This window comes from Cedecea neteri (assembly GCF_000758325.1).
In the GTDB taxonomy this organism is placed as follows: Bacteria; Pseudomonadota; Gammaproteobacteria; order Enterobacterales; family Enterobacteriaceae; genus Cedecea; species Cedecea neteri_B.
Genome location: NZ_CP009459.1, coordinates 3,246,767 through 3,271,059, shown reverse-complemented (window position 1 = coordinate 3,271,059; position 24,293 = coordinate 3,246,767). Strand labels below are relative to the sequence as shown.

The window sequence follows — 24,293 nt, the reverse complement described above, 5'->3', positions numbered from 1 at the left end:
GGAAACAGTGCCCTCATTTCGCACAGGGAGGGGGAAACCAGGAAACAGTGCCCTCATTTCGCACAGGATAGGAAAGACAAACTGCGAAAGTTTTTATCCCCTCTCCCCTTTGGGGAGAGGGTTAGGGTGAGGGGTACAAACAACAATGGCTCAAGAAAAAACATTTACAAGGCGTGGCAAGATGGCAATAAAACAACCGCTCAACATTATCCTGTTATTAATTGTTACCGCACTCTTCTCCGGCCAGACCATGGCTGAACGCCACGGGCATGAATACTTCGTGGTGAAAGATATGGACATTCAGCTTAGCCACCAGGCAGACAGCGACGAACTGCGCCAGGCGGCAGAAGATTCCGCTGATGATTTTCGCGAACACCATCATGCGGTCACCCACAGACGGCCAGCCACCTATTTGCGTTAAGTTGATTTTCAACAATCGTTAGTAAATTTTCTTCGTTCTCATCCTTTATTGCCTGAGTTGTTATGAGTTTCAAGGCGCTGCGTGCGCCGCTAACAATCAGACAATAAAGGACAACACCATGCCATCATCGCCTCGCCAGAACACGATCGCTCGCGGTCTGGCATTAGCAGCAGCCTTTGCTGCTTTCAGCACCAGCGCCGCCCCGGTAAAAGGCGGGGAATTGGTCTACCTGGAACAACAGGCTCACACCAACCTTTATCCTCCGGCCGGGGGCTTTTACCCGAACGGCGGCATCCTGAATCAAATCACCGACAAACTGACCTGGCAAAACCCCAAAACGCTGGAAGTAGAACCGTGGATTGCCGAATCCTGGACCAGCAATGCCGACAAAACCGAATACACCTTCAAGCTGCGCCCTGGCGTGACTTTCTCCGACGGCACCCCGCTGGACGCCAATGCCGTGGCCAAAAACTTTGATACCTACGGCCTCGGCAACAAAGCCCTGCGCCTGCCGGTATCTGAGGTGATCAACAACTACGATCATAGTGAGGTTGTTGACCCGCTGACCGTGAAGTTCTTCTTCAAAAAACCGTCACCGGGCTTTTTACAGGGCACGGCAACCATCGGCTCCGGCCTGGTTTCCCTGAAAACGCTGGCGCGCACCTTTGACGAGCTGGGCGATGCCCGCAATATCATCGGTTCCGGCCCGTTCGTGGTACAAAACGAAACCCTGGGCCGTGAAGTCGACTTGGTGGCACGCAAGGACTACCAGTGGGGGCCGAAAAACAGCCCGCAGCAGGGGCCAGCCAACCTCGACGGCATTAAGATTCTGGTGACGCCGGAAGACAGCGTGCGCATCGGCGCGCTGCTGGCAGGCCAGGCGGACTTTATTCGCCAGGTACAGGCCTATGACGAGAAACAAGCCACCGATCAGAAATTCCCCATTTACGCTGCCCCAACCCGGGGCGTGAACGACGGCATAGCGCTGCGCCCGGATAACCCGCTGGTCGCCGACGTCAAAGTTCGCCAGGCGCTGCTGCACGGTACCAACGCTCAGCAGGTTGTCGACACCCTGTTCTCCGCTAACTACCCGGTTGCCACCTCGGTGATCGCCAGCACCGCGGCGGGCTATGTTGACCTGCGCGACAAGCTGAAATACGACCCGGCGCTGGCCAACAAGCTGCTCGATGAAGCTGGCTGGCAAAAAGGCAGCAACGGCATTCGCCAGAAAGACGGCAAGCCCCTGGCGCTGACCATTTACGAATCCCTGCCGCAGCCGCAGAACAAAGAAGTCCTGCAGCTGGTTGCCCAGCAGTGGAAGCAAATCGGCGTGGGCCTGAGCGTGCGCGCCGGGGATGCCGGAAGCCGGGTGCTGGACACCAACGATCCGCAGAAAACCGGGGTGAACGTCATCGAAGTGGGCCGCGCCGACCCGGACGTGATCAAAAGCCAGTTCCACCCGGCCAACCGCGATGCCCTGCTGCAAAAAGGCGGCCTCAGCGCCACCTCGCAGTTTACCGACGACAAGCTGAACGCCCTGCTGGTAGGCATCTCTTCCGAAGTGGATCCACAGAAGCGCCTGGCGCTGGCGGGCGATGCCCAGCGCTATCTTATCGACCAGGCCTACGTCATTCCGATCTTTGAAGAGCCGCAGGTTTTTGCCGGTGCGCCGTGGCTGAAAGGCGTGGCGTTTGAAGCAGTTGGACGCCCGTCGTTCTACGCCGCCTGGCTTGAAAAACACTAAGGGGCAACCATGACACGTTATCTGGCAGGGCGCGTAGCCCAGGCGTTGCTGGTACTGTGGGCGGCCTATAGCGTGTCGTTCATTCTTCTGCAGCTGTTGCCGGGCGATGCTGTCTTGATCAAATTCCAGAACCCGGATCTCGGCCTTAGCGCCGAACAAATTCAGGAGATGCGAGTGATCTACGGCGAAAGCACCCCGCTCTGGCAGCAATATTTGACGACGCTCGGCCATATGCTGCGCGGTGAGTTTGGTTACTCCATCGAGGCTGGCGTTTCCGTCAGCCAGCTGATTGCCGCCAACCTGCCTTCGACGCTGCGCCTGGCCGGGTTGGGGTTTGCCGCCGCTATTATTCTCGCCGTGGGCATTTCAGCGGCCTCCACGCTGGCCCCGCTTCGCTGGCTGAGAACGCTCTTTGCCAACCTTCCGGCGCTGTTCATCGCCGTCCCGACGTTTTGGCTCGGCATTGCGCTCATCCAGCTGTTTTCCTTCCAGTGGCGGCTGATTCCGGTGATCAATCCCGGTTTCTGGCAGGGGCTGATTTTGCCGGTCGCCACGCTGGCGGTGCCCATTAGCGCCCCGCTGGCCCAGTTGCTGATGCGAAATATCGACCAGGTGCTGACGCAGCCGTACGTCGCCGTTGCCAGAGCAAAAGGCGGCAGCCGCGCTGGGGTACTGTGGCGGCACGTGGCCCGCAATGCCCTGCTGCCGGTGCTGACCGTGGCCGGTTTGCTGCTGGGCGAGCTGATTGCCGGGGCGCTGATCACCGAAACCGTCTTTGGCCTCAACGGGCTGGGCCAGCTGACCCAGCGGGCGGTGAATAATCAGGACGTCGCCGTGCTGCAGGCGGTGGTGATGATCTCCGCCCTGAGCTTCGTGGTCATTAATCTGCTGGTGGATGTGCTTTATCCCCTGCTCGATCCGCGCCTTAAATCTATTCGGGGAGTCACCGCATGACGACTGTTGATATTAATACTCCGCTGCCGCGCCGGGCGGTAAGCCGCTTTTCGGGCCTGCGCGCTAATATTCAGCCCGGCCTTTGGCTGGCCTGGCTAACGCTGATTATTGTCGCGCTTTGGGCGCTGTTCCCGGCGCTGTTTACGCAGTGGAACCCAACCGAAGGTATACCGGGCGCGCAGCGTCTTGCGCCTCAGGCCGGGCACTGGCTGGGCACCGATCAGCTTGGCCGCGATCTCTACGCGCGAATCGTCTGGGGCGCATCGCATTCGCTTTCCGGCGCGCTGGTCGCCGTGGCGCTCGGGCTGGTGGTTGGCACCGCACTGGGTGTCCTGGCCGGGGCAACCGGCGGTAAAACGGAACACGCGCTCATGCGCGGCGTGGATGTCCTGCTGGCTATCCCCGGTCTGCTGCTGTCGCTCAGCGTGATTATTTTGCTTGGATTCGGCACCGTAAACGCCGCCATCGCGGTGGGCGTGACGTCTATTGCAAACTTCACTCGCCTGGCCCGCGCAGAAGTGGTTCGCATTCGCCACAGCGATTACGTCGAGGCCGCGGTCGGCAGCGGCGGTACCTTCCTGCAGGTACTTTGGCGCCATATTTTGCCGAACGCTTTGACCTCCGTTTTCGCCTTCGCCGCACTGCAGTTCGGCTCCGCCATTCTGGCGCTGTCTACGCTGAGTTTTCTGGGTTACGGCACGCCACCGCCGACGCCGGAATGGGGTCTGCTGATTGCCGAAGGCCGGAACTACCTCGCCACGGCCTGGTGGCTTTCCACCTTTCCCGGCGTGGCTGTCGTCGCCGTCGTGCTTGCCGTGAATCGTCTTAGCCACCATTTTGCCCGGAGATCGTCATGAGTACGCCGCTACTAAAAATCACTGACCTGAGCATCGCCTGGCGCCAGCGCGGCGGTAACAAACGCGTGGTGCACAACGCCTCCTTCAGCCTGAACGCCGGAGAGGTGCTGGCGATTGTGGGCGAATCCGGCTCCGGGAAAACCACCCTCGCCCAGTCGATTATTGGGCTGCTGGGCGACAACGGCGTGATTGAATCCGGTGAAATTCAGCTCAACGGGGAAGCCATCAGCCGCTGGTCTGAACGCCAGCTCGACGCCCTGCGCGGGGCCAGCATCAGCCTGATCCCACAGGATCCGGGCAGTTCCCTGAATCCGGTAAAAACCATCGGCGAACAGGTGGCCGAGGTGCTAAAACTCCACACACGGCTGCCTAAAGCCGAGCGGGAAAGCCAGGTTGTGGCCCTGCTTGAAAAAGTGGGCCTGAGCCACCCGGCGCAGCGCGCGGGGCAATATCCGCACCAGCTTTCCGGCGGGATGAAACAGCGGGTGCTGATCGCCATGGCTATCGCCCTGAAACCCGCGCTGATTATCGCCGATGAGCCGACCAGCGCGCTGGACGTTACGGTGCAGAAACGCATTCTTGATTTGCTGGATACCCTGCGCCGCGAGTCCGGTACGGCGGTGCTGTTCGTGACGCACGATCTGGCGCTGGCCGCCCAGCGTTCCGACCGTATTCTGGTATTCCGCGACGGGCGTATTCAGGAGGCTGGCCCCACGGCTGACGTGGTGAAGCAGCCTAAAAATCCCTATACCCGTCAGCTGTTTGCCGATGCGCCGGGGCTGTCGCGCACGCTGCGGGCCTGGCCTTTACGCCCCCCCCAAACGGCGGCCATCGAAATCCGCAACCTGAGCCAGCACTTCTCCCTGGGGAAAGGCAGTGACCAGACTCTTCGGGCGCTCGATAACGTGTCATTTACCGTGGCCAAAGGCACCACCCACGCGCTGGTTGGCGAGTCCGGTTCCGGTAAATCCACGCTGGCGCGCATTCTGCTCGGTTTCCAGAAGCCGGACAGCGGGCAAGTGCTGATCGACGGCATCGACAGCACCGATCTCAGCCCGGAAGCTCGCCGCCAGCTCCGGCAGAAAATTCAGCTGGTGTATCAGAATCCTTTCGCGTCCCTCGACCCAGGCCAGACGCTCTTTCGCATCATCGAGGAGCCGCTGCTTAACTTCGGCAAGCTGTCGAAGGCCGAGCGGCGCGCCAAAGTAGAAGCGATTACCGAGCGCGTGGCGCTCCCGCTGGAGGCATTAACCCGCAAACCTCGCGAGCTTTCCGGCGGGCAGCGTCAGCGCGTAGCTATAGCCCGCGCGCTCATTCTTGAACCGCAAATTTTGGTGCTGGATGAGGCCACTTCGGCGCTGGATGTCACGGTGCAGGCACAAATTTTGCGCCTGCTCGACGACCTGCAGCAGCAGCTCGGCCTGACTTACCTGTTTATCTCCCACGACCTCGCTACCGTGCGCCAGCTGGCACACAGCGTTTCGGTCCTGCGCGCCGGAGAACTGGTGGATAACGGCCCGATTGCCGACGTATTTAACGCCCCGGCCAGCGATTACACCTGGCAGTTGCTGAACGCTATTCCCGATATTGGCTTTGGCCATAAGGACGTTGCATGACCATTAAACGACTGGGCTTTTTTACCCGCCTGCTTGACCACGCCCCGGCCGCCGAACGCTACCGGCTGGCTACGGAACAAATTATTCACGCCGAATGGCACGGCTTTGACGCCGCCTGGGTGGCGCAGCACCACTTCCACGAAGCCGAAGGCGGCCTGCCCGCCCCGCTGGTGTTTCTCAGCCACGTGGCGGCGCATACCCGGCGCATACGTCTTGGCACTGGGATTATTACCCTGCCGATGGAATCCGCGCTGCGCGTGGCCGAAGACGCGGTTGTCCTGGATCTGCTCAGCGGCGGGCGCTTTGAACTTGGCGTCGGCTCCGGCGGCACACCGGGCTCCTTTCCGGCATTTGGGCTACAAAGTGCGGAAAGGGGCAAAATTTACGCCGACAACCTCGCATTACTGCGCTCAGCACTCAACGACGAGCCTCTGGCAGGCACCGATAACCATCTTTATCCGGCCTCTCCGCAGTTAAAAAACCGCATCTGGCAGGCGACGTTTTCCGTTGACGGCGGCGCTCGGGCAGGCAAAGCGGGCGACGGGCTGATGCTGTCCCGCACTCAACCTCGCCCGGCTGACGCGCTGGATACCCCGCTGGATGAGATACAAAACCCGATCATCGATGCCTATCTGGACGCCTTGCCCGAGGGGGTTGAGCCTCGCATCCTGGGCTCCAGAACCGGTTTTGTCACCGACGACGGCGAGCTGGCAAGGCAACTGGCGGCCAAAGGGCTACGCCAGCAGGCAGAACAACACCGGGCGCAGGGGCATCCGGTGTTGGGCGATACGCTGGATAGCCATATTGCCTCATTTGACGTTCACCTGGGCACAGCGCAGCAGGTCATTGCCTCGCTGGCACGCGACAGCACGCTCCAGCGCGTGACCGATCTTTCGTTCCAGGTCCACTCCATCGATCCGCCGCATGCCTACATTTTGCGTTCTATTGAACTGCTGGCGCAGCAGGTTGCTCCGGCGCTCGGCTGGGTTCGAAGCAGCGCCCGCCCAACCTCTACCTCGTCATTGTCTAAGGAGTCATTATGAGTCACTCGGATTTGCTCAACCATCTGGCGGACGTCATTCCCGGCACAGCGCTTGCAGAAGCGCGGGAAACCCGCGAAGCCGCCACAGTCCACGCCCAGGGCAGCTATGAGGCGCTTTTCGGCGATGCCAGCTTAAGTGACCTGACCCTGGCAGAAAGGCTGCATCTCGCCAGGCAGGTGGCAGAATGGCACGACGATGCCCGGCTCACAGATCATTACACCCAGCGTCTGGCAGGCAAACCCGCCAGCGAACGCTTTAGCACCTTGCTCCATCACGCCGAAAGACTGAGTTTTCAGCCGGTGCAGGCAGGCCCGCAGGACATCCAGGCGCTGATTCAGGCGGGCTTTAGCGAAGAAGAAGTGGTGACACTGTCACAAATAATTGGTTTTGTGGCCTTTCAGAGCCGCCTGCTGCGAGGTCTGCGCCTGATTGGCAGCCAGCCGGTAGACGGCGAACAGGTCCGCATTCCCGCCGCCGGCGAGTGGCACCGCCAGCCGTTAACCGCCAGCGGCAAATCCGCTCCGGTGGCGTTTACTCAGGCCGAGCTTAACTGGGAGCCCTGGATAGCCGCCCTGCCTTACGCGGAATACGGCCCGGAACAGCAGGAAACCCTGAAACGTTTCGGGCATCAGGATTCGGATTATTTCCGCCTGCTGGGCCGTAATCTGCCGGTACTGGAGCAGCGCACGCTCACCGATAAAGGCATTTTCTATACGCCGGGCGGTTTGCCCCGCGCCGAACGCGAGCTTGCCGCCACCGTTGCCAGCAAGATCAACGGCTGCATTTACTGCGCCTCCGTTCACGCCCGCAAGGCCAGCCAGCTGTCAAAACATAACGAAGCGATAGAACGTCTGCTCGCCATTGAGCCGGGCGGGACGCTGAGCGACGGGCAGTCGCCCCGCTGGCAGGCGGAAATTAATTTTTCTGCGGCGCTATCCGCCACTCCGGCGAGCGCCAATGCGCAACAGATACAGGCCCTGAGGGAATTGGGATTAAGCGAGCTTGAGTTGCTGGATTTGGTGCAGTCCACGGCCTTTTTTGCCTGGGCCAACCGTCTGATGCTGACGCTGGGCGAGCCGTTTAACTGATTGCAGGAAAGCAAAACGTGCCGGGGAGGATGATCCCCCGGCACGCTGAGTGATGTCGCCACGGACGATTAATGATTCGCCGCCTGGCGAAGATCGCACACCCGGATAGCTTTCCCTTCGGAGCGCGGCAGGCTGCCGCAGTTCACAATGGTAATATCCGTTGAAATCCCCACCATCGACTTAATGCGGTGGCGCAGCTCGTGGCAAACGGCACAGCGCTGTTCGTGGCTGAGATACAGGCTACTTTCCTTCAGCTCCACCTTGATCGCCAGGGTATCCAGGTGACCACGACGATGCACCTCCAGCTGATAATGCGGTGCCAGGTGCTGGAATTTCAGGATCTCTTCTTCCAACTGGGACGGGAACACATTCACACCCCGGATAATCAGCATATCGTCTGAACGTCCCGTAATCTGATCCATACGGCGCATGGTACGAGCGCTGCCCGGCAGCAGGCGCGTTAAGTCACGGGTACGGTAGCGGATCACCGGCAGCGCCTCTTTGGTCAGCGTGGTGAACAACAGTTCGCCTTGCTCGCCGTCATCCAGCGAAACGCCGCTCTGCGGATCAACGATTTCCGGGTAGAAATGGTCTTCCCAAATCGTCGGCCCACCGCGTGACTCCAGGCACTCCATCGCCACGCCCGGCCCCATCACTTCCGACAGGCCGTAGATATCCAGCGCGGTAATGCCTAAGCGACGTTCGATCTCCGCCCGCATCGCTTTGGTCCACGGCTCCGCGCCAAAGACCCCGACGCGGAGCGAACAGCCGCTGGCGTCGCCCCCCATCTGGCGCTCCAGCTCTTCAATCAGGTTCAGACACCAGGACGGCGTAACCATGATCATGTCCGGTTTAAAATCACGGATCAGCTGCGCCTGTTTTTCCGTCTGGCCGCCGGACATCGGGATCACTGTCGCCCCGAGGCGTTCTGCACCGTAGTGCGCCCCCAGCCCGCCGGTAAACAGCCCATAGCCGTAGGAGACATGAATTTTGTCTTTCGGCGTGCCGCCTGCGGCACGCAGCGAGCGCGCCACGAGGTTAGCCCAGGTATCAATATCATTTTGGGTGTAACCCACAACCGTAGGTTTGCCCGTCGTACCGGAAGAAGCGTGAATACGAACTACCTGCTCCATCGGCACCGCAAAAGTATCGAAAGGATAGTTATCGCGCAGATCCTGCTTGGTGGTGCACGGGAACAGGCGAATGTCTTTCAGCTCTTTAAAATCGTCAGGGTGTACGCCCACGGCGTCAAATTTGCGCTTATACATCGGGACGTTGCTGTAGGCGTGATTCAGCGTCCATTTCAGGCGCTGCGTTTGCAGGGCCTGAAGCTCATCCAGCGATGCGGTTTCAATCGGTTCCAGCTTGGTTTCAGAGGTTATCATTATTAGGGTACTCGCAGGTTTGACTAGCTCACACGCTCAAGAACCAGGGCAATGCCCTGACCCACACCGATACACATGGTGCAAAGGGCATACCGCCCGCCGCGCCGGTGCAGCTCCAGGCTGGCCGTTAACGCCAGTCTGGCTCCGCTCATCCCCAGCGGGTGTCCTAAGGCAATCGCGCCGCCGTTAGGATTCACATGTGGGGCATCATCCGGGAGCCCCAGTTGACGAAGCACGCCGAGCGCCTGCGCGGCGAAGGCTTCGTTCAGTTCAATCAGATCCATGTCGTGGATGCTTAACCCGGTCATCTCCAGCACTTTACGTACCGCAGGCACCGGCCCCAGCCCCATCAGGCGAGGCTCCACGCCCGCTGTCGCCATCGCGACAATGCGCGCCTTAGGCGTCAGGCCGTGCTGCAGCGCGGCGGCTTCGCTGGCGATAATCAACGCCGCTGCCCCGTCGTTCACGCCGGAAGCATTACCCGCCGTCACGACACCGTTCGCGCGGAACGGCGTTTTTAGCGCCGCCAGTTGCTCCAGCGTGGTTTCCGCACGCGGATGTTCGTCTTCCCTTACTTCCGTCACCGTGCCTTTGCGGCCGCTTAGCGTGACCGGCACAATCTCTTCGGCCAGAATGCCCTTTTGCTGTGCGAGAGCGGTACGCTGCTGGCTGCGAAACGCAAACCGGTCCTGGTCTTCGCGGCTTATTTTTAACAATTCCGCTACATTCTCTGCCGTTTCCGGCATGCTGTCAGTACCAAATTGCGCTGCCATGAGCGGGTTCACAAAACGCCAGCCAATGGTGGTATCAAACATCTCGGCCTGGCGCTGGAACGGCGAGCTGGCTTTGCCCATCACAAACGGTGCCCGAGACATAGATTCCACCCCGCCCGCCAGCATTAGCTGAGCGTCACCGGCTTTGATAGCGCGAGCGGCAAAGCCCACGGCATCCAGACCGGAACCGCACAGGCGGTTGATTGTGGTGCCCGGCACAGTCTGTGGTAAACCGGCCAGCAGCGTCGCCATGCGCGCCACGTCGCGGTTGTCTTCCCCGGCCTGGTTCGCGCAGCCAAAAATCACGTCGTCCACGGCGCTCCAGTCGAGATTGGGGTAACGCGCCAGCAGCGCCTTTAGCGGCAGCGCGGCCAGGTCATCCGCACGCACGCTCGAAAGCGCACCGCCGTAGCGGCCAATCGGGGTACGTACGCCATCGCAAATAAAAGCCTGACTCATAATTTTTCTCCTGAAACCGTCGTACCTATGCGATGGGCGCGGCCGCGAAACAGCGCCAGCGTCTTCTCGTCCTGATTAATGATTTCAATGTCGTAGACGCCGGTCTGCCGCCCCTGCTGGCGCACTCTGGCCACCGCTTTCAGTCGGTCACCTGCCTTGCCGGGACGCAAAAATTCGATGCTGCAGCCGGAGGCCACCGCCGCCAGCCCCTGGCTGTTGCAGGCGTAGGCAAAGGCCGTATCGGCCAGAGTAAACAGCTGCCCTCCGTGGCAGGTCTGGTGCCCGTTGAGCATGGCTTCGGTGATGGTCATGGTGAGCAGCGCAAAGCCGTCGCCCATCTCAACCACTTCGATGCCCATCTGTCTGGCGCAGTTGTCTCGCGCATACATCACGTGGGCGTTATCCCAGGCGTTAGTGCTCATGTTGGTTCTCCAGCAGCGCGCGCTGACGCAGTAAAGAGGTCGGGCGGTAGCGTTCTTCGCCGTAATGGCGCTGCAGGTTTTCCAGCAGCGTCAGAATGTTTTGCCAGCCCAGGCGGGCTCCCCAGGCCAACGGCCCGTGCGGATAGTTCACGCCGAGCTGCATCGCGGTATCGATGTCGGCTTCCGCAGCCACCCCTTTTTGCAGCGCATCCAGCGCTTCGTTGGCGAGCATCGCCACGGTGCGCCAGGCCAGCATGCCGGGGTAGTCACCGATCACCAGCACTTGTTTGCCCTGCTGTTGGAAGTAATGAATGACCTTCGCCAGCTGCTGCGGCGTGACCGAAGCCGACGGCGCCAACACTTCCAGCGGAGAGTCGGCCAGCTTGTCCCGCAGCACCACGGGGCGTTTAAGCTCAGCCGACATGGCGGTGGCCGTCATGCCACTGGTTATGGCGACAACGATGCCGTCAATGTCGAGGGTTTTACCGGACTGCGTGACCTGTTTAGCCGCCAGTTCGGCCGGCACTTGAGGTTGATATTCCGGCTGCGCCTCAAGCGGCCAGCGGTAAACGCCCTGCCCGGTTTTCTTGCCCAGCCGCTTGCCAAGCACCAGTTCCTGCTGGGCGAGAGAAGGCAGGAACCGGCGCTCCTGCCAGAAGGCGTTAAACACCGAACAGGTGACGGCGAAGTTGACGTCCTGACCGATCAGATCCGTTAATGCCAGCGGCCCCATCGGGAAGCCAGCCCCGTCGCGCAACGCGGCATCGATAGCCGCTGCAGGGGCAACCTGCTCTTCCAGCGCGCGCCAGGCTTCGGCATAAAAAGGCCGCGCCACGCGATTGACGATAAAGCCAGGCGTGGAATGGCAGCGCACCGGCTGTTTTCCCCAGCGCAGCGCCAGCTCGCAAAGCCGCTCGGCAATCTCCGGCGAGGTTTCCAGGCCGCTGACCACTTCGACCAGTTTCATCACCGGTGCAGGGTTAAAGAAATGCAGCCCGACCACGCGCGCCGGGTGGCTGATGCCGCTGGCGATGGCGGTGATAGAAATGGATGAGGTATTGCTGGCAAAGACGGTATCAGGGGCGCACACCGCCGCTAAATCACGGAAAATGGCCTGCTTGACGTCAATTTGTTCGGCGGCGGCCTCAATCACCAGCGCGGCCTGAGCCAAATCAGCCAGCGTCTCCGCCGGACGCAGCCGGGCAAGCGTTGACTGGCGAAGCGCCCCGTCAAGTTTGCCTTTCGCTACGCGGGCGCTGAGCGCGGTATCAATCCCGTCTATCGCGCGTTTTGCCGCACCGGGCTGAATGTCGTACAGCCACACGGCATGGCCCGCGCTGGCGGCCACCTGGGCAATACCTGCGCCCATGGTGCCGCTGCCAATCACCGCAATCACGGCCTCAGGAGTTAACATGCTTATTTCCCCTTAAAGGTGGCCGGGCGCTTCGCCAGAAAAGCCGAAACCCCTTCACGGTAATCTTCGCTGCGGCCAGCCAGGCGCTGATAATCGCGCTCCAGGTCGAGCTGGGCGTCCAGGGTGTTGGTTTCCGAGGCATAAAGCGCCTGCTTGATAAGCCCCAGGCCAAAGGTCGGCTGAGTGGCAAAGTGTTGGGCCAGCTGGCGAGCGGTATCGCTGAGCTGTTCGTCGTCCACGACCTGCCAAATCATGCCCCAGTCGTGCGCCTGCCCGGCGGTTAACGTGTCGCCGAGTAACGCCAACCCCATTGCCCGCGCACGTCCGGTCTGGCGGGGCAAGAACCAGGTGCCGCCGCAGTCGGGCACCAGCCCCAGCTTGCTGAAAGACATAATGAATTTTGCTGAACGCGCGGCGATAACCATGTCGCAGCCCAGCGCCAGCGTGGCTCCGGCTCCGGCGGCCACGCCGTTAACAGCAGCAATCACCGGCTTCGGTAATTTCGCCAGGCGGCGCAGCAGCGGGTTATAAAACGTTTCAACCGAGTAACCGAGGTCCGGGGCGTCACCACTTGGGTCAATGTTGCGGTCGTTGAGATCCTGCCCGGCGCAGAAGCCGCGCCCTGCGCCCGTGATCAGCAGGCAGCGAATGGTTTCGTCCCGCTCGGCCTGGGTGAGGACTTCCGCCAGTTGACGATGCATTTCATCGTTGAAGCTGTTCAGCCGCTCCGGGCGGTTGAGGGTCAGGGTCATCACCCCGCTTTGCACATCGCTGATAATAAAACTCATGATTAACGTCCTTTGAATTCAGCAGGTCGTTTTTCCAGGAAAGCGGCGATGCCTTCCTGACGATCTTCGGTGGCGGCGAGCAGCGTAAACAGCTGACGTTCCTGCAACAGCCCCTGGCTCAGGCCCGTGTTCTGCGCCTGTTGAAGCGCATTTTTGGCGGCCTGCAGCGCCAGCGGGGCATGGCGAGCGATACTGGCGGCAAGCTTCTGCGCGTATTCCAGCGTTAAGGCTGCGGGATGCACTTCGGCAACCAGCCCGGCGCGTAAAGCCTGATCCGCGTCGATAGCTTCGCCGCTCAGCACCATGCGGTAAGCCAGCGCTTTGCCTACGCTACGAATCAGCCGCTGAGTGCCGCCCGCGCCGGGCATAATCCCGAGCGTGATTTCCGGCAGGCCGAAGCGCGCGTTATCCCCGGCCACGATGATGTCGCTCAGGAGCGCCAGCTCGCAGCCAGCCCCGAACGCATAGCCGTTCACGGCGGCGATCAGGGGTTTAGGGAAACGCTCGAGGCGTGCCCAAAGCTGGGGCCGCGGGTCGTTGAGCGTGGCGGGCATATCCCGGCTTGCCATCTCTTTGAGATCGGCTCCGGCAGCAAAAAAACGTTCGTTGCCGGTAATGACGACGGCACCGATGGCGGCGTCCTGCTGCGCAACTTCAAGCGCTTCGGCAATCAGCGTCAGCAGCGCGTTGTTGAGCGCATTCCGCGCCTGCGGACGGTTTAGCGTCAGGGTTAGCACCCGGCCGTTTTGCTGGCTAAGAAGTTCGCTCATCACAACCCCTGCGCATCAAAGTCGAGAACCACATCGTCGCCCTTTGGCAGCGCCTGGCAGCTCAGCACGTAGCCTGCGGCCAGCTGATCCGGCTCCAGGCTGTAGTTGACGCCCATGTCCACTTCCCCCTGCAGCACCTTGCAGCGGCAGGTGGCACAAACGCCGCCTTTGCAGGCATACGGCAGATCCGCGCCCTGCCGCAGGGCCGCGTCGAGAATGCTTTCGTCCCCGGCGGTCAGGGTAATCTGGCGATCCACGCCGTCCTGGCGCAGGGTGACGGTTTTACCCGCCGCCTGAGCACGGGAACGAGCACCCGGCGCAATCCCCGGCGTGTTGAAATGTTCGAGGTAGATATCCTGCGGCGCGACGCCCATCTCTTTTAGCGCGGCTTCGGTGGCCTGCATCATGCTTTGCGGGCCGCAAATAAACGTGCGGTCAAAGCCTTTGACGTCCAGCAGGTGGTCGCCAAGCTGCTTCAATTTTTCACCGTCCAGTCGGCCGCTGAGCAGCTCGCTGTCCGACCTTTCCTGGCTGAACAGGTAAATCAGCTGCAGGCGCTGCGGGTAGCGGTCTTTCAGGTCGGCCAGCGCCTGGCGGAACATCATGCTGGCGCTGCTGCGGTTGCCGTAAACCAGGGTCATGCTGCTTTCCGGCTCGGTGGCGAGCGTGGCGTTGATAATGGCCAGCATCGGCGTGATGCCAGAGCCAACGGCGAGCGCCAGATAGTTGCCGCGAGTTTCCGCTTCCGGCTGGTAGCCGAACGTCCCCTGCGGCACCATCACTTCGAGCGACATCCCGGCGGTTAAATCGCTGACCGCGTATTGTGAAAAACGGCCACCTTCAATGGCTTTTACCGCCACGCATATTTCACCGGGATTCTCAGAGCGGCAAATAGAGTAGCAGCGGCGCAGCTCTTCCCCGCCCAGCCGGGCTTTCAGCGTCAAATGCTGCCCTGGGCGAAAGCGATATTGCCCGCGCAGCGCGTCCGGCACCGAAAAGGTAATCGCCACCGCCTCGGCGGTTTCGGGTTCGATACGTGCCACTTTCAGGGAATGAAACATTGTCATGGCATCCTCAAATACATTTAAAGTAATCAAAGGGTTCCCGGCAGCTGTTGCAGCGGTATAGCGCTTTACAGGCCGTGGAGCCGAATTCACTGATGAGCGATGTGTGTTCGCTCCCGCAGCGTGGGCAGGTCACCTGGGCGGCGACCGTCGCATGGCAGGCATGCCCCTGCGGCGGGCTGATGCCGTATTCGCGCAGCCGGGTTTTGGCCTCCGGCGACATCCAGTCCGTCGTCCAGGCGGGATGCAAAACCTGCCTGATATGCACCGGGCTTAGCTTTGCGCCTTCCAGCGTTTCCCGAATGGCGGCCAGCAAAAATTCAGTGGCCGGGCAGCCGGAATAGGTTGGCGTAAAACCGATGTGCCAGCCGTCCGCGCGGTGCTCGACGCTGCGCACCATCCCGAGATCGGTGATGGTCAGCACCGGGATTTCCGGGTCACTGATTTCACTCAGCAGACGCCAGACGTCGCGGACGGCGGCGGGCTGAAGCGTGGCGGTTTGCATCCTCTCCTCCTTACCACTGCTGGTTCGGGTAAGCGCGCTGCAGGTACTGCATTTCAGCCAGCAGCGGGCCGAGGTGTTCGGTGTGTAAGCCTTGCTTACCGCCAGTGCGGTATGGCTGCTCTGCCGGGGCCTGCAGCGAGGCATCGCTCAGCCCGGCGGTCACTTCTTGCAGCCATTCGGCTTTGAGGCTAAGCGGATCGACGGCGATCCCCTGCTCCGCCAGCTCGGTTTCCAACTCATCAGCAACGAACATTTCGCCGCTGAAGCGCCACAGTTTGTTCACAGCGCTTTGCGCTTTTGCCTGCGACAGCTCAGTGCCGTTGCCCAGGCGAATCAGCCAGCCGCGGCTGAAGCGCAGGTGATAGCGCACTTCTTTAATCGCTTTAGCTGCAATGGCCGCCAGCTGCGGATCTTTGCTTTCAACCAGCCGACCGAACAGCGAGACGTGCCACGCATCCAGCAGGTACTGGCGCACCAGCGTTTCGGCGAAATCACCGTTGGGCTGTTCCGCCAGCAGCAGGTTGCGGTATTCGCGCTCGTCGCGGCCAAAGGCCAGCCGGTCTTCGTCGAGGTGTTCGCCTTCACGCTCGGCGGCATAGGTCAGGAAGTTGCGCGCCTGGCCGAGCAGGTCGAGGCCAATGTTGGCCAGCGCCAGGTCAATTTCCAGCTCCGGCGCATGGCCGCACCAGGCGCTCAGACGCTGGGCCAGCACAAGGCAGGTGTCGCCCAGGCGCAGGCTGTAGGTCGCTACAGGATCGAGTGTCATCGGCGGCCTCACATGTGCTCGATGCCGTCAGGCAGCGTGTAAAACGTTGGGTGGCGGTAGACTTTGCTGTCAGCCGGGTCGAAAAATTCCGGGCGCTCTTCCGGCTGTGAAGCGACGATCTCGCTCGCTTTGACTACCCAGATGGAGCAGCCTTCGCTGCGGCGGGTGTAGGCGTCGCGGGCGTTTTCCAGCGCCATCTGGTCGTCGGCGGCGTGCAGGCTGCCGACATGGCGATGGGACAGCCCTTTTTTATTGCGAATAAAAACTTCGTACAGCGGCCAGTAAATTTTGCTCATCTCATACTCCTTCAGGCGGCGGTGCGGGCCTGTTGTTTTTCGGCATACGCAAGGGCGGCTTCGCGCACCCATGCCCCCTCTTCCCAGGCTTTACGCTTGGCGGCGAGGCGCTCTTCGTTGCACAGGCCGCGCCCGGCCACCACTTCGTTGAATTCCTGCCAGTCGATGTCACCAAAACGGTAGTGGCCGGTAGCCTTATCAAGATGCAGGTCGGGATCCGGCACGGTCATGCCCAGCAGCTCAACCTGCGGCACGGTGTTGTCGACAAAGCGCTGGCGCAGCTCGTCATTGCCGAAGCGTTTGATTTTCCAGGCAAGGCTTTGGGCGCTGTTCGGCGAGTTGTCGTCGTTGGGCCCGAACATCATCAGCGCCGGCCACCAGAAGCGGTTAATGGCGTCCTGCAGCATCTGGCGCTGTTCGGGACTGCCGTTCGCCAGCACGGTGCAGGCTTCAAACCCCTGCCGCTGGTGGAAGCTTTCTTCTTTGCAAATTTTCACCATCGCCCGGGCGTACGGGCCGTAAGAAGTCCGGCACAGCGCGACCTGGTTGACGATGGCGGCCCCGTCGACCAGCCAGCCAATCACGCCGATGTCGGCCCAGTTAAGCGTCGGGTAGTTAAAGATGGAGGAGTACTTCATCTTGCCGTCGAGCATCTTCTGGTAGATATCTTCCCGGGCGCAGCCCAGGGTTTCCGCAGCGCTATAGAGATACAGCCCGTGTCCCGCTTCATCCTGCACTTTGGCCAGCAGGATGGCCTTGCGGCGCAGGCTGGGGGCGCGAGTTATCCAGTTACCTTCCGGCAGCATGCCGACGATTTCCGAGTGCGCATGCTGGCCTATCTGACGGATCAGCGTTTTGCGGTATGCCTCCGGCATCCAGTCCTGTGGTTCGATGGCGGTTTCCTGCTGGATGCGCTCATCAAAGCGTTCTTGTTCTGTCACGGCATCACCTTATGATTCAATTTAACTCAACACACTGCGATATTACGAATCACTTCATGATTAAAAGTTACAGATAAGTTAACGAAGATCGCAAAGATTACACCGTATGTTTGTGAGGTCTATCACGTAAAATATCGCAAAAACAAGACTTATCATTGAGATAAATCAATAACAAAAAACACAACCCATCACGATGTTAACAATTTATTAAATTACAGCTTGATTTTTATGATTCATAAAACAAACACTGTAATGATTAAATGCAGCATGTAATGGAGAGTGAGATGCAACAGTTAACCAGCTATTTGTCCGGGACGTGGTTTAGCGGCCAGGGAAAAGAAAGAACTATTTTTCATGCCGTTAGCGGCGAGCCGCTGTGGCAGGTGACCAGCGAAGGGGCGGATATGGCGGCGGCAAAACGCTTCGCCATTGCACAAGGCGGCAAAGCGTTGCAGGCGATGACGTTTATTCAGCGCGCCGCGATGTTAAAAGCGGTGGCGAAGCACCTGCTGGCGCAGAAAGAAGCGTTTTACGAAGTCTCTTATCAAACGGGCGCCACCCGCGCCGACAGCTGGGTAGACATTGAGGGCGGCATCAGCACGCTGTTTGCCTACGCCGGAATGGGTAACCGCGAACTGCCGGACGACACGTTATGGCCGGAAGATGAATTGATGCCGCTGTCAAAACAGGGAGGATTCGCCGCCCGCCACGTGCTCACCTCGAAGTCGGGCGTGGCGCTGCACATCAACGCCTTTAACTTCCCCTGCTGGGGGATGCTCGAAAAACTGGCACCAACCTGGCTGGCCGGAATGCCCGCGATTATCAAGCCCGGCACGGCGAGCGCGCAGTTAACGCAGGCGATGGTGAAAGCGATTGTTGAGTCAGGACTGGTGCCGGACGGGGCGATAAGCCTGATCTGCGGCGGCGTGGGCGATTTGTTCGAGTATCTGGATGAGCAGGACGTGGTGACCTTCACCGGCTCGGCCAGCACCGGACAAAAGTTACGTTGTCACTCAAATATCGTTGCCCGTTCAATTCCCTTCACCATGGAAGCGGACTCGCTTAACTGCTGCGTGCTGGCGGAAGATGTCACGCCTGAACAGCCTGAATTTGCGCTGTTCGTGCGGGAAGTCGTGCGCGAGATGACCGCCAAGTCCGGGCAAAAATGTACCGCCATTCGCCGGATTATCGTGCCGCAAAACCGGCTGGGTTCTGTGGTTGAAGCGCTGAAAGCGAAACTGGAAAAAATACAACCCGGCGACCCGGCGGCGGAAGGCGTGCGCATGGGGGCGCTGGTCAGCCTTGAACAGCGGGATGATGTACAGCGTAAAGTTGACCAGCTGATTGCCGCCGGGTGTGATGTCCTGCTGGGCGGGAAGGCCGATACTGCGCAACAGGGCGCGTTCTTCCCGCCTACTCTTTTGCTTTGCCAGCAGCCGGACGAAACGCCAGCGGTGCATGAGCTTGAGGCCTTCGGCCCGGTTGCCACCGTGATGCCTTACCGGGATGCGGAACATGCCATGGCGCTGGCTCGCGCTGGTCAGGGTAGCCTGGCGGGTACGCTGGTGACCGCCGATGAGCAAACGGCCCGTCACTTTATTCTCGGCGCGGCCCGTGCCCACGGACGCATTCAGGTGCTGAACCAGGAATCGTCGGTGGAGTCCACCGGGCACGGTTCTCCATTGCCGATGCTGGTGCACGGCGGCCCAGGCCGCGCGGGTGGTGGTGAAGAGCTCGGCGGCCTGCGGGCGGTCAAGCACTATATGCAGCGCACCGCTATTCAGGGCAGCCCGACGATGCTTGCCGCCGTTAGCGGGCAATGGAACTACGGCGCAAAAGTTCACGAAGACGCAGTGCATCCGTTCCGCAAACATTTTGAGGAGCTACGCATCGGGGAAAGTATTCTGACTGCCCGTCGCACCGTCACCGAAGCCGATATCACCAACTTCGCCAACCTGAGCGGCGACCGGTTCTACGCCCATACCGACAAAATTGGCGCGGCGGAGTCCTTCTTTGGCGAGCGCGTGGCGCACGGTTACTTTGTGGTGTCTGCCGCCGCCGGGCTGTTTGTCGATCCCGGCGTTGGGCCAGTGATTGCCAACTACGGCATGGAAAACCTGCGCTTTATCGAGCCGGTAAAAATCGACGATACCATTCAGGTGCGCCTGACCTGCAAACGTAAAACCGCCAAGCCGCAGAAAACGGCGGAAGATAAACCGGTTGGCGTGGTGGAATGGGCGGTGGATATCACCAACCAGCATCAGCAGATTGTTGCGCGCTACTCGATTCTGACGCTGGTGGCCCGTCTGCACGGTGATTTTGCCTCATAAGACTTCGTCACGGATTCTGGTTTTTTTACCCTCACCCTAACCCTCTCCCTAAAAGGGAGAGGGAATAAAAATCTTCCCATCGTTTATTTTCTCCTTCTCCCTCTGGGAGAGGGCCGGGTTGAGGGCTGAATTTAACCCGACGCTTATCAATCCGGAGCCACAATCCTCACCAATCCTACATTCTGGCAACCACAGCAAAACGCCTGGCAGGGAGCACAAGGGAAGCCCAGGCGGAAGTTGTTATGTTGAATCCGACAGTCTTTATCCAGCACGCACATAACAACACAACGCACTTTTAAGGTGAGAAAGCGATGACAATGAAAACTGGAAAAAAAGCGCTGGCGCTGGCTATTGCGCTCCTGATCTCGGCGGGAACTAACGCCCCCGCTTTTGCCCACGGCGGCGAGGCACATATGGTGCCGATGAAAAAAACGCTGACGGATTTTGGCGCCGACGTCCAGTGGGACGATTACGCGCAGATGTTTACCCTTGTTAAAGACGGTGCCTATGTGAAGGTGAAGCCTAACGCCACCTCCGCCATCGTTAACGGCAAAATCCTCAAGCTTGAAGTGCCGGTGATTTTTAAGGGCAAAACGGCGTTTATCTCCGAAGGGTTTATCAATGAAGTTTTCCAGTCCGGGCTGGATCAAACCTTTGCCGTTGAGAAAAAGCCGCATCCGCTTAACTCGCTAAGCGCGGATGAGATCAATAAAACCGTGTCGATTATTAAAGGCGCGCAGGATTATAAACCTAATATTCGCTTTACCGAGATTTCGCTGCGAGAACCGCCTAAAGAGCAGGTCTGGAAGTTTGTGATGGATGGCACCAGCGTCAGCCAGCCGCGCGAGGCGGACGTCATCATGCTGGATGGCCGCCATATTATTGAAGCCACGGTGGATCTGGCCGCTGGAAAGGTAAAAAGCTGGAAACCTATCGAAGGCGCACAGGGTATGGTGCTGCTGGACGATTTTGCCAGCGTGCAGTCAATCATCAACAACAGCAAAGAGTTCGCGGAAGCGGTGAAAAAACGCGGTATCAGCGATCCGTCAAAAGTGGTTACTACCCCGCTCACCGTCGGCTATTTCGACGGCAAGGACGGCCTGAAGCAGGATCAGCGCCTGCTGAAAGTGGTGAGCTATCTTGACGTTGGCGACGGTAACTACTGGGCACATCCGATTGAAAACCTGGTCGCGGTGGTAGATCTCGAGCAGAAAAAAATCATCAAAATTGAGGAAGGCCCGGTCATTCCTGTGCCAATGACGCCCCGCCCTTATGATGGCCGCGACCGGCAGGCCGCCAACCTCAAGCCGCTGGATATCATTGAGCCGGAAGGGAAAAACTACACCATTACCGGCGACACGATTCACTGGCAAAACTGGGATTTGCACCTGCGCCTGAATTCCCGCGTTGGCCCGATTATTTCCACCGTGACCTACAACGACAACGGCACTAAACGGAAGATCATGTATGAAGGGTCGCTCGGCGGGATGATTGTGCCGTATGGCGACCCGGATATTGGCTGGTATTTTAAAGCTTACCTGGACGCCGGGGATTACGGCATGGGCACGCTCACGTCCCCTATCGTGCGCGGCAAAGATGCACCGGCTAACGCCGTCCTGCTGGACGAAACCCTGGCCGATTACACCGGTAAACCCACCACCATTCCGCGAGCTATCGCCATTTTCGAGCGCTACGCCGGGCCGGAATACAAACATCAGGAAATGGGGCAGCCGAACGTCAGCAGCGAACGTCGCGAGCTGGTGATCCGCTGGATAAGCACCGTCGGCAACTACGACTACATCTTTGACTGGGTCTTCCACCAGAACGGCACCATCGGTATTGATGCGGGCGCAACCGGGATTGAGGCAGTAAAAGGCGTGAAGGCCAAGACCATGCACGATGCCACGGCGAAAGAAGATACCCGCTACGGGACGCTGATCGACCACAATATTGTCGGCACGACGCATCAGCATATTTATAACTTCCGTTTGGATCTCGACGTGGACGGCGAAAACAACAGTCTGACCGCGATTGACCCGGTGGTGAAACCAAATACCAGCGGCGGCCCGCGCACCAGCACCATGCAAACCAATGAATACGCAATAAAAAACGAGCAGGGCGCAGCCCAGAAATTCGATCCGGGTACCGTTCGCCTGCTGAGCAATCCGAACAAAGAAAACCGCATGGGCAACCCGGTGTCCTACCAGTTGATTCCTTACGCTGGCGGAACGCATCCGGTCGCTACCGGCGCGAAGTTTGCCCCGGACGAGTGGATATACCATCGCCTGAGCTTTATGGATAAGCAGCTGTGGGTGACCCGCTACAACCCGGATGAGCGCTATTCCGAAGGGAAATACCCGAACCGCTCCGCGCACGACACCGGTTTAGGGGCTTACAGCAAAGACAATCAGTCGCTTGAAAACACGGATAACGTTGTCTGGTTAACTACCGGCACCACGCATATCGCCCGCGCCGAAGAGTGGCCCATCATGCCGACCGAGTGGGTTCACGCTCTGCTGAAACCGTGGAACTTCTTTAACGAAACGCCAACGCTTGTGAAGTCAGAAGATAAAGAGAGTAAATAGTACAGTTTGCGGCGTGCTGTTCCGGTACGCCGCAGTTCTTTCATTTAAGACTTAATCGCCTGCCAGCCGTGGATCAGCAGCGACTGGAAGAACGGTTGCGCACTGGCAAACCCGGCTTCGCGCAGCAGAGCTTCGGTCTGGCGAGGCGGCAACAAGAGCAGCCGCTGGTTGAGCTCAGCTTTCACCTCGGCAATATCCCGCTGGCGTTGGGTATAAGCCTGCTGCAGCGCAACCCAGTTTCTTAATTGCCCGTCAAAATCGGGATCCGCCATATCTCCCGCTATTTCAGCGGCGATCAGCTGCCCCGCAGGTTTTAGCCTGTCGGCGATGTGCTGGTAGATACCTCCGCGCTGCGGATGCTGAATAAAATGCGCCACCAACAGGCAGAGCGCAGCATCGAATGGATGCTGCTCCGGCACGTCAACGACGTGACCTTCAATCAGCGTGCAGCGGTCACTCAGCCCTTCCCGCTCAAGTTTTTCTGCGCAAACGGCCAGCATATCGGGGGAAGGATCGACCCCGGTAAAACGCCATTCAGGATGCTGCTTTGCCAGCCGGACGATTTCGGTGCCGGTCCCTACGCCAACGCAAAGCACTTTCGCCTCCGCCGGAAGATCCCTGAGAAGCAATGACAGCAAGGCGTGCAGGTTGTTAGATATCTCTTTCAGACGTTCGCTGCTGGCATCGTACTGGCGGGAAAATTCGGCGTTAAAGATATCGTTTGTGTTGGTCATGATTTCACCTTTTGAGGGCGAATGAGCTCTAATTTCGGCCATCCGCGAAAGACAATCGAGCAAAAATCGCCCATATCACGTAACTTACAATATAACATGATATTACCAATGAAAAGACATTTCTTTTCTTCCCTTCAATCTATCATCCGATTGCTTTTTATTCAGTTCATGCCGCTGCGACAAGGAAATAACCCCTCCTCTTAACGGAAGTATTATTTCCACTACATGTAGAAAACGCCAAATGAGAAAAATAAGCATTTTTGGTTAATACAAATTAAAAACAAGAAAAACACAGGATGTTATTTTTAACTTTGAAATAAACAGTGATATACTCAAAAATGATATCAACTTGCAATTACCAAATAAAAAGCACGTATAACGTGTATTTTATCTCTGCCTTTAGCACTCGTTTTATGGGGCATTTGCGCCATAGCTGAATACCGAGAAAAACAATATGACACGACACCAACTCCAAGACACCATCGAAAGATACAGCCAACAAGTAAAAAAACATCCTCGTTTTCGAGAAGCTATACAGCATCATTATGATCACCTGTTAATTACCTATAAAAAACAGCCGCTTTTTTATAAAACCATTCTGCAAAGCTCCCGCTTTCATGTGGTTCTGGCCCTGCTTTGTTTTCACTACGGCGATCGCCGGGCAGTACTCGCAGACATCAAAGAGTTTTGCGTTAAAATGGAGTTGACCAGCCTGAACACCGTGAACTCTCTGGTCACGCTCCTGCGTATCACCGGCAGAATGTCGCTTGAAAAAAGTGAGGATGACCGCCGGGTACTGTTGTATTCCCCGAGCGTAAAGGGCCTCAATGAAACCCGCAGCTATATGCAAATATCCATCCCTTCATTGAAATTTTTACTACCGGAAAATACCCTTCCGTTTCATGCTCTGGAGGATGAAAAAACATTTTCGAATTTTTTCCGGCGCAGCGGCAACCTTCTTTTTGACGAAGTCATTTTAAGCCGACTGGTACCCAACAGCGCCATGTTTGTTGACAAAGACGCCGGGCATATCATTATGTTGAGAATATACCTGGGGGCAAAAATGGATGACGATGGCCGCTGGTTCCTGAAGCCTAATTATAATAAAACGTCCAAAGATCTTTTTGTGTCGAGAATGCATCTGAGACGCATTGTTAATTGCGGCATTATGGCCGGATTATTCAGTGAAGACAGTGAAGGCACACTGGAAATACATAAGACTTTTATGGAAACGGCAGAGTCTTATTTTGGATATTATTTTTCCTTTATCATGTATGGTCTGGATATCGACCCGACGATATTTTAAGCAACATTAAGCCGGCATTCGCCGGCTTTTTT

General features: G+C 58.6%; 22 protein-coding genes. 10 read left to right on the top strand and 12 right to left on the bottom strand.

The annotated features are described in order from the left end of the window. Nucleotides 1-181 precede the first annotated feature (181 nt). From LH86_RS15325 to LH86_RS15295, 7 genes are all read left to right on the top strand, one after another. Entirely contained in the window at nt 182-421 is a 240-nt protein-coding gene (locus LH86_RS15325; protein ID WP_039302993.1) for a DUF2554 family protein, read from the top strand. 118 nt (nt 422-539) lie between these two features. Then, on the top strand, nt 540-2,165 hold the full coding sequence (locus tag LH86_RS15320) for a TIGR04028 family ABC transporter substrate-binding protein (RefSeq protein ID WP_039302992.1): 1,626 nt from the start codon (nt 540-542) through the stop codon (nt 2,163-2,165). A gap of 9 nt (nt 2,166-2,174) precedes the next feature. Then, nucleotides 2,175-3,119: an ABC transporter permease gene (locus tag LH86_RS15315; protein ID WP_039302989.1), complete on the top strand. Its 945-nt coding sequence runs from the start codon at nt 2,175-2,177 to the stop codon at nt 3,117-3,119. After that, nucleotides 3,116-3,976 (top strand): ABC transporter permease, encoded by an 861-nt coding sequence (locus LH86_RS15310; RefSeq protein ID WP_039302987.1) that lies wholly within the window; start codon nt 3,116-3,118, stop codon nt 3,974-3,976. Before LH86_RS15315 ends, LH86_RS15310 begins: the two co-directional genes overlap by 4 nt. After that, nucleotides 3,973-5,592 (top strand): dipeptide ABC transporter ATP-binding protein, encoded by a 1,620-nt coding sequence (locus tag LH86_RS15305; RefSeq protein ID WP_039302986.1) that lies wholly within the window; start codon nt 3,973-3,975, stop codon nt 5,590-5,592. The genes LH86_RS15310 and LH86_RS15305 overlap by 4 nt, the downstream gene beginning before the upstream one ends. Beyond that, on the top strand, nt 5,589-6,635 hold the full coding sequence (locus tag LH86_RS15300) for a putative FMN-dependent luciferase-like monooxygenase (protein ID WP_039302984.1): 1,047 nt from the start codon (nt 5,589-5,591) through the stop codon (nt 6,633-6,635). Before LH86_RS15305 ends, LH86_RS15300 begins: the two co-directional genes overlap by 4 nt. Further along, nucleotides 6,632-7,723 carry an alkylhydroperoxidase domain protein gene (locus LH86_RS15295; RefSeq protein ID WP_039302982.1) on the top strand — a complete coding sequence of 364 codons (1,092 nt, stop codon included), beginning with the start codon at nt 6,632-6,634 and terminating at the stop codon, nt 7,721-7,723. The genes LH86_RS15300 and LH86_RS15295 overlap by 4 nt, the downstream gene beginning before the upstream one ends. 68 nt (nt 7,724-7,791) lie before the next feature. Here the strand turns inward: LH86_RS15295 and paaK are convergent, their stop codons facing one another. From paaK to paaA, 11 genes are read right to left on the bottom strand one after another with little or no spacing between them, the layout of a single operon-like run. Further along, a complete protein-coding gene (gene paaK / locus LH86_RS15290) occupies nt 7,792-9,108 on the bottom strand; it encodes a phenylacetate--CoA ligase PaaK (RefSeq protein ID WP_156107030.1) in 1,317 nt (438 codons plus the stop codon). A gap of 23 nt (nt 9,109-9,131) precedes the next feature. Continuing rightward, complete coding sequence (gene pcaF / locus LH86_RS15285) at nt 9,132-10,340, bottom strand: 3-oxoadipyl-CoA thiolase (protein WP_039302981.1); 1,209 nt, start codon at nt 10,338-10,340, stop codon at nt 9,132-9,134. Next, nucleotides 10,337-10,762, bottom strand: a complete 426-nt coding sequence (paaI, locus tag LH86_RS15280) for a hydroxyphenylacetyl-CoA thioesterase PaaI (RefSeq protein ID WP_039302978.1) — start codon at nt 10,760-10,762, stop codon at nt 10,337-10,339. The genes pcaF and paaI overlap by 4 nt, the downstream gene beginning before the upstream one ends. Continuing rightward, nucleotides 10,752-12,176, bottom strand: a complete 1,425-nt coding sequence (locus LH86_RS15275; RefSeq protein ID WP_039302977.1) for a 3-hydroxyacyl-CoA dehydrogenase — start codon at nt 12,174-12,176, stop codon at nt 10,752-10,754. The genes paaI and LH86_RS15275 overlap by 11 nt, the downstream gene beginning before the upstream one ends. Before the next feature lie 2 nt (nt 12,177-12,178). Further along, nucleotides 12,179-12,967: a 2-(1,2-epoxy-1,2-dihydrophenyl)acetyl-CoA isomerase PaaG gene (gene paaG, locus LH86_RS15270; RefSeq protein WP_039302975.1), complete on the bottom strand. Its 789-nt coding sequence runs from the start codon at nt 12,965-12,967 to the stop codon at nt 12,179-12,181. Next, nucleotides 12,967-13,734: a 2,3-dehydroadipyl-CoA hydratase PaaF gene (gene paaF, locus LH86_RS15265; protein ID WP_039302974.1), complete on the bottom strand. Its 768-nt coding sequence runs from the start codon at nt 13,732-13,734 to the stop codon at nt 12,967-12,969. Before paaF ends, paaG begins: the two co-directional genes overlap by 1 nt. Next, on the bottom strand, nt 13,734-14,801 hold the full coding sequence (gene paaE / locus LH86_RS15260; RefSeq protein WP_039302972.1) for a 1,2-phenylacetyl-CoA epoxidase subunit PaaE: 1,068 nt from the start codon (nt 14,799-14,801) through the stop codon (nt 13,734-13,736). Before paaE ends, paaF begins: the two co-directional genes overlap by 1 nt. Nucleotides 14,802-14,808: 7 nt before the next feature. Further along, nucleotides 14,809-15,303 carry a 1,2-phenylacetyl-CoA epoxidase subunit PaaD gene (paaD, locus tag LH86_RS15255; protein WP_039302969.1) on the bottom strand — a complete coding sequence of 165 codons (495 nt, stop codon included), beginning with the start codon at nt 15,301-15,303 and terminating at the stop codon, nt 14,809-14,811. A gap of 10 nt (nt 15,304-15,313) precedes the next feature. Further along, on the bottom strand, nt 15,314-16,069 hold the full coding sequence (paaC, locus tag LH86_RS15250; RefSeq protein ID WP_039302964.1) for a 1,2-phenylacetyl-CoA epoxidase subunit PaaC: 756 nt from the start codon (nt 16,067-16,069) through the stop codon (nt 15,314-15,316). 8 nt (nt 16,070-16,077) lie between these two features. Then, nucleotides 16,078-16,365 (bottom strand): 1,2-phenylacetyl-CoA epoxidase subunit PaaB, encoded by a 288-nt coding sequence (paaB, locus tag LH86_RS15245; protein ID WP_008461407.1) that lies wholly within the window; start codon nt 16,363-16,365, stop codon nt 16,078-16,080. Nucleotides 16,366-16,376: 11 nt separating this feature from the next. Beyond that, a complete protein-coding gene (paaA, locus tag LH86_RS15240; RefSeq protein WP_039302962.1) occupies nt 16,377-17,306 on the bottom strand; it encodes a 1,2-phenylacetyl-CoA epoxidase subunit PaaA in 930 nt (309 codons plus the stop codon). A 284-nt stretch (nt 17,307-17,590) separates the two neighbouring features. Here paaA and paaZ point away from each other — a divergent pair, with 284 nt between their 5' ends. Both paaZ and tynA read left to right on the top strand, forming a co-directional pair. Next, the gene (paaZ, locus tag LH86_RS15235; protein ID WP_039302960.1) at nt 17,591-19,636 is read left to right on the top strand and encodes a phenylacetic acid degradation bifunctional protein PaaZ; all 2,046 of its coding nucleotides are present in this window, start codon (nt 17,591-17,593) and stop codon (nt 19,634-19,636) included. Between the two features lie 311 nt (nt 19,637-19,947). Beyond that, entirely contained in the window at nt 19,948-22,221 is a 2,274-nt protein-coding gene (gene tynA, locus LH86_RS15230) for a primary-amine oxidase (protein ID WP_039302959.1), read from the top strand. Nucleotides 22,222-22,265: 44 nt separating this feature from the next. On the opposite strand, the gene LH86_RS15225 is transcribed toward tynA, so the two are convergent. Next, a complete protein-coding gene (locus LH86_RS15225; RefSeq protein ID WP_039302956.1) occupies nt 22,266-22,955 on the bottom strand; it encodes a class I SAM-dependent methyltransferase in 690 nt (229 codons plus the stop codon). Between the two features lie 454 nt (nt 22,956-23,409). On the opposite strand from LH86_RS15225, the gene LH86_RS15220 reads away from it, so the two are divergent. Continuing rightward, nucleotides 23,410-24,261 (top strand): hypothetical protein, encoded by an 852-nt coding sequence (locus LH86_RS15220; protein WP_039302955.1) that lies wholly within the window; start codon nt 23,410-23,412, stop codon nt 24,259-24,261. The last annotated feature ends 32 nt before the right edge of the window (nt 24,262-24,293 follow it).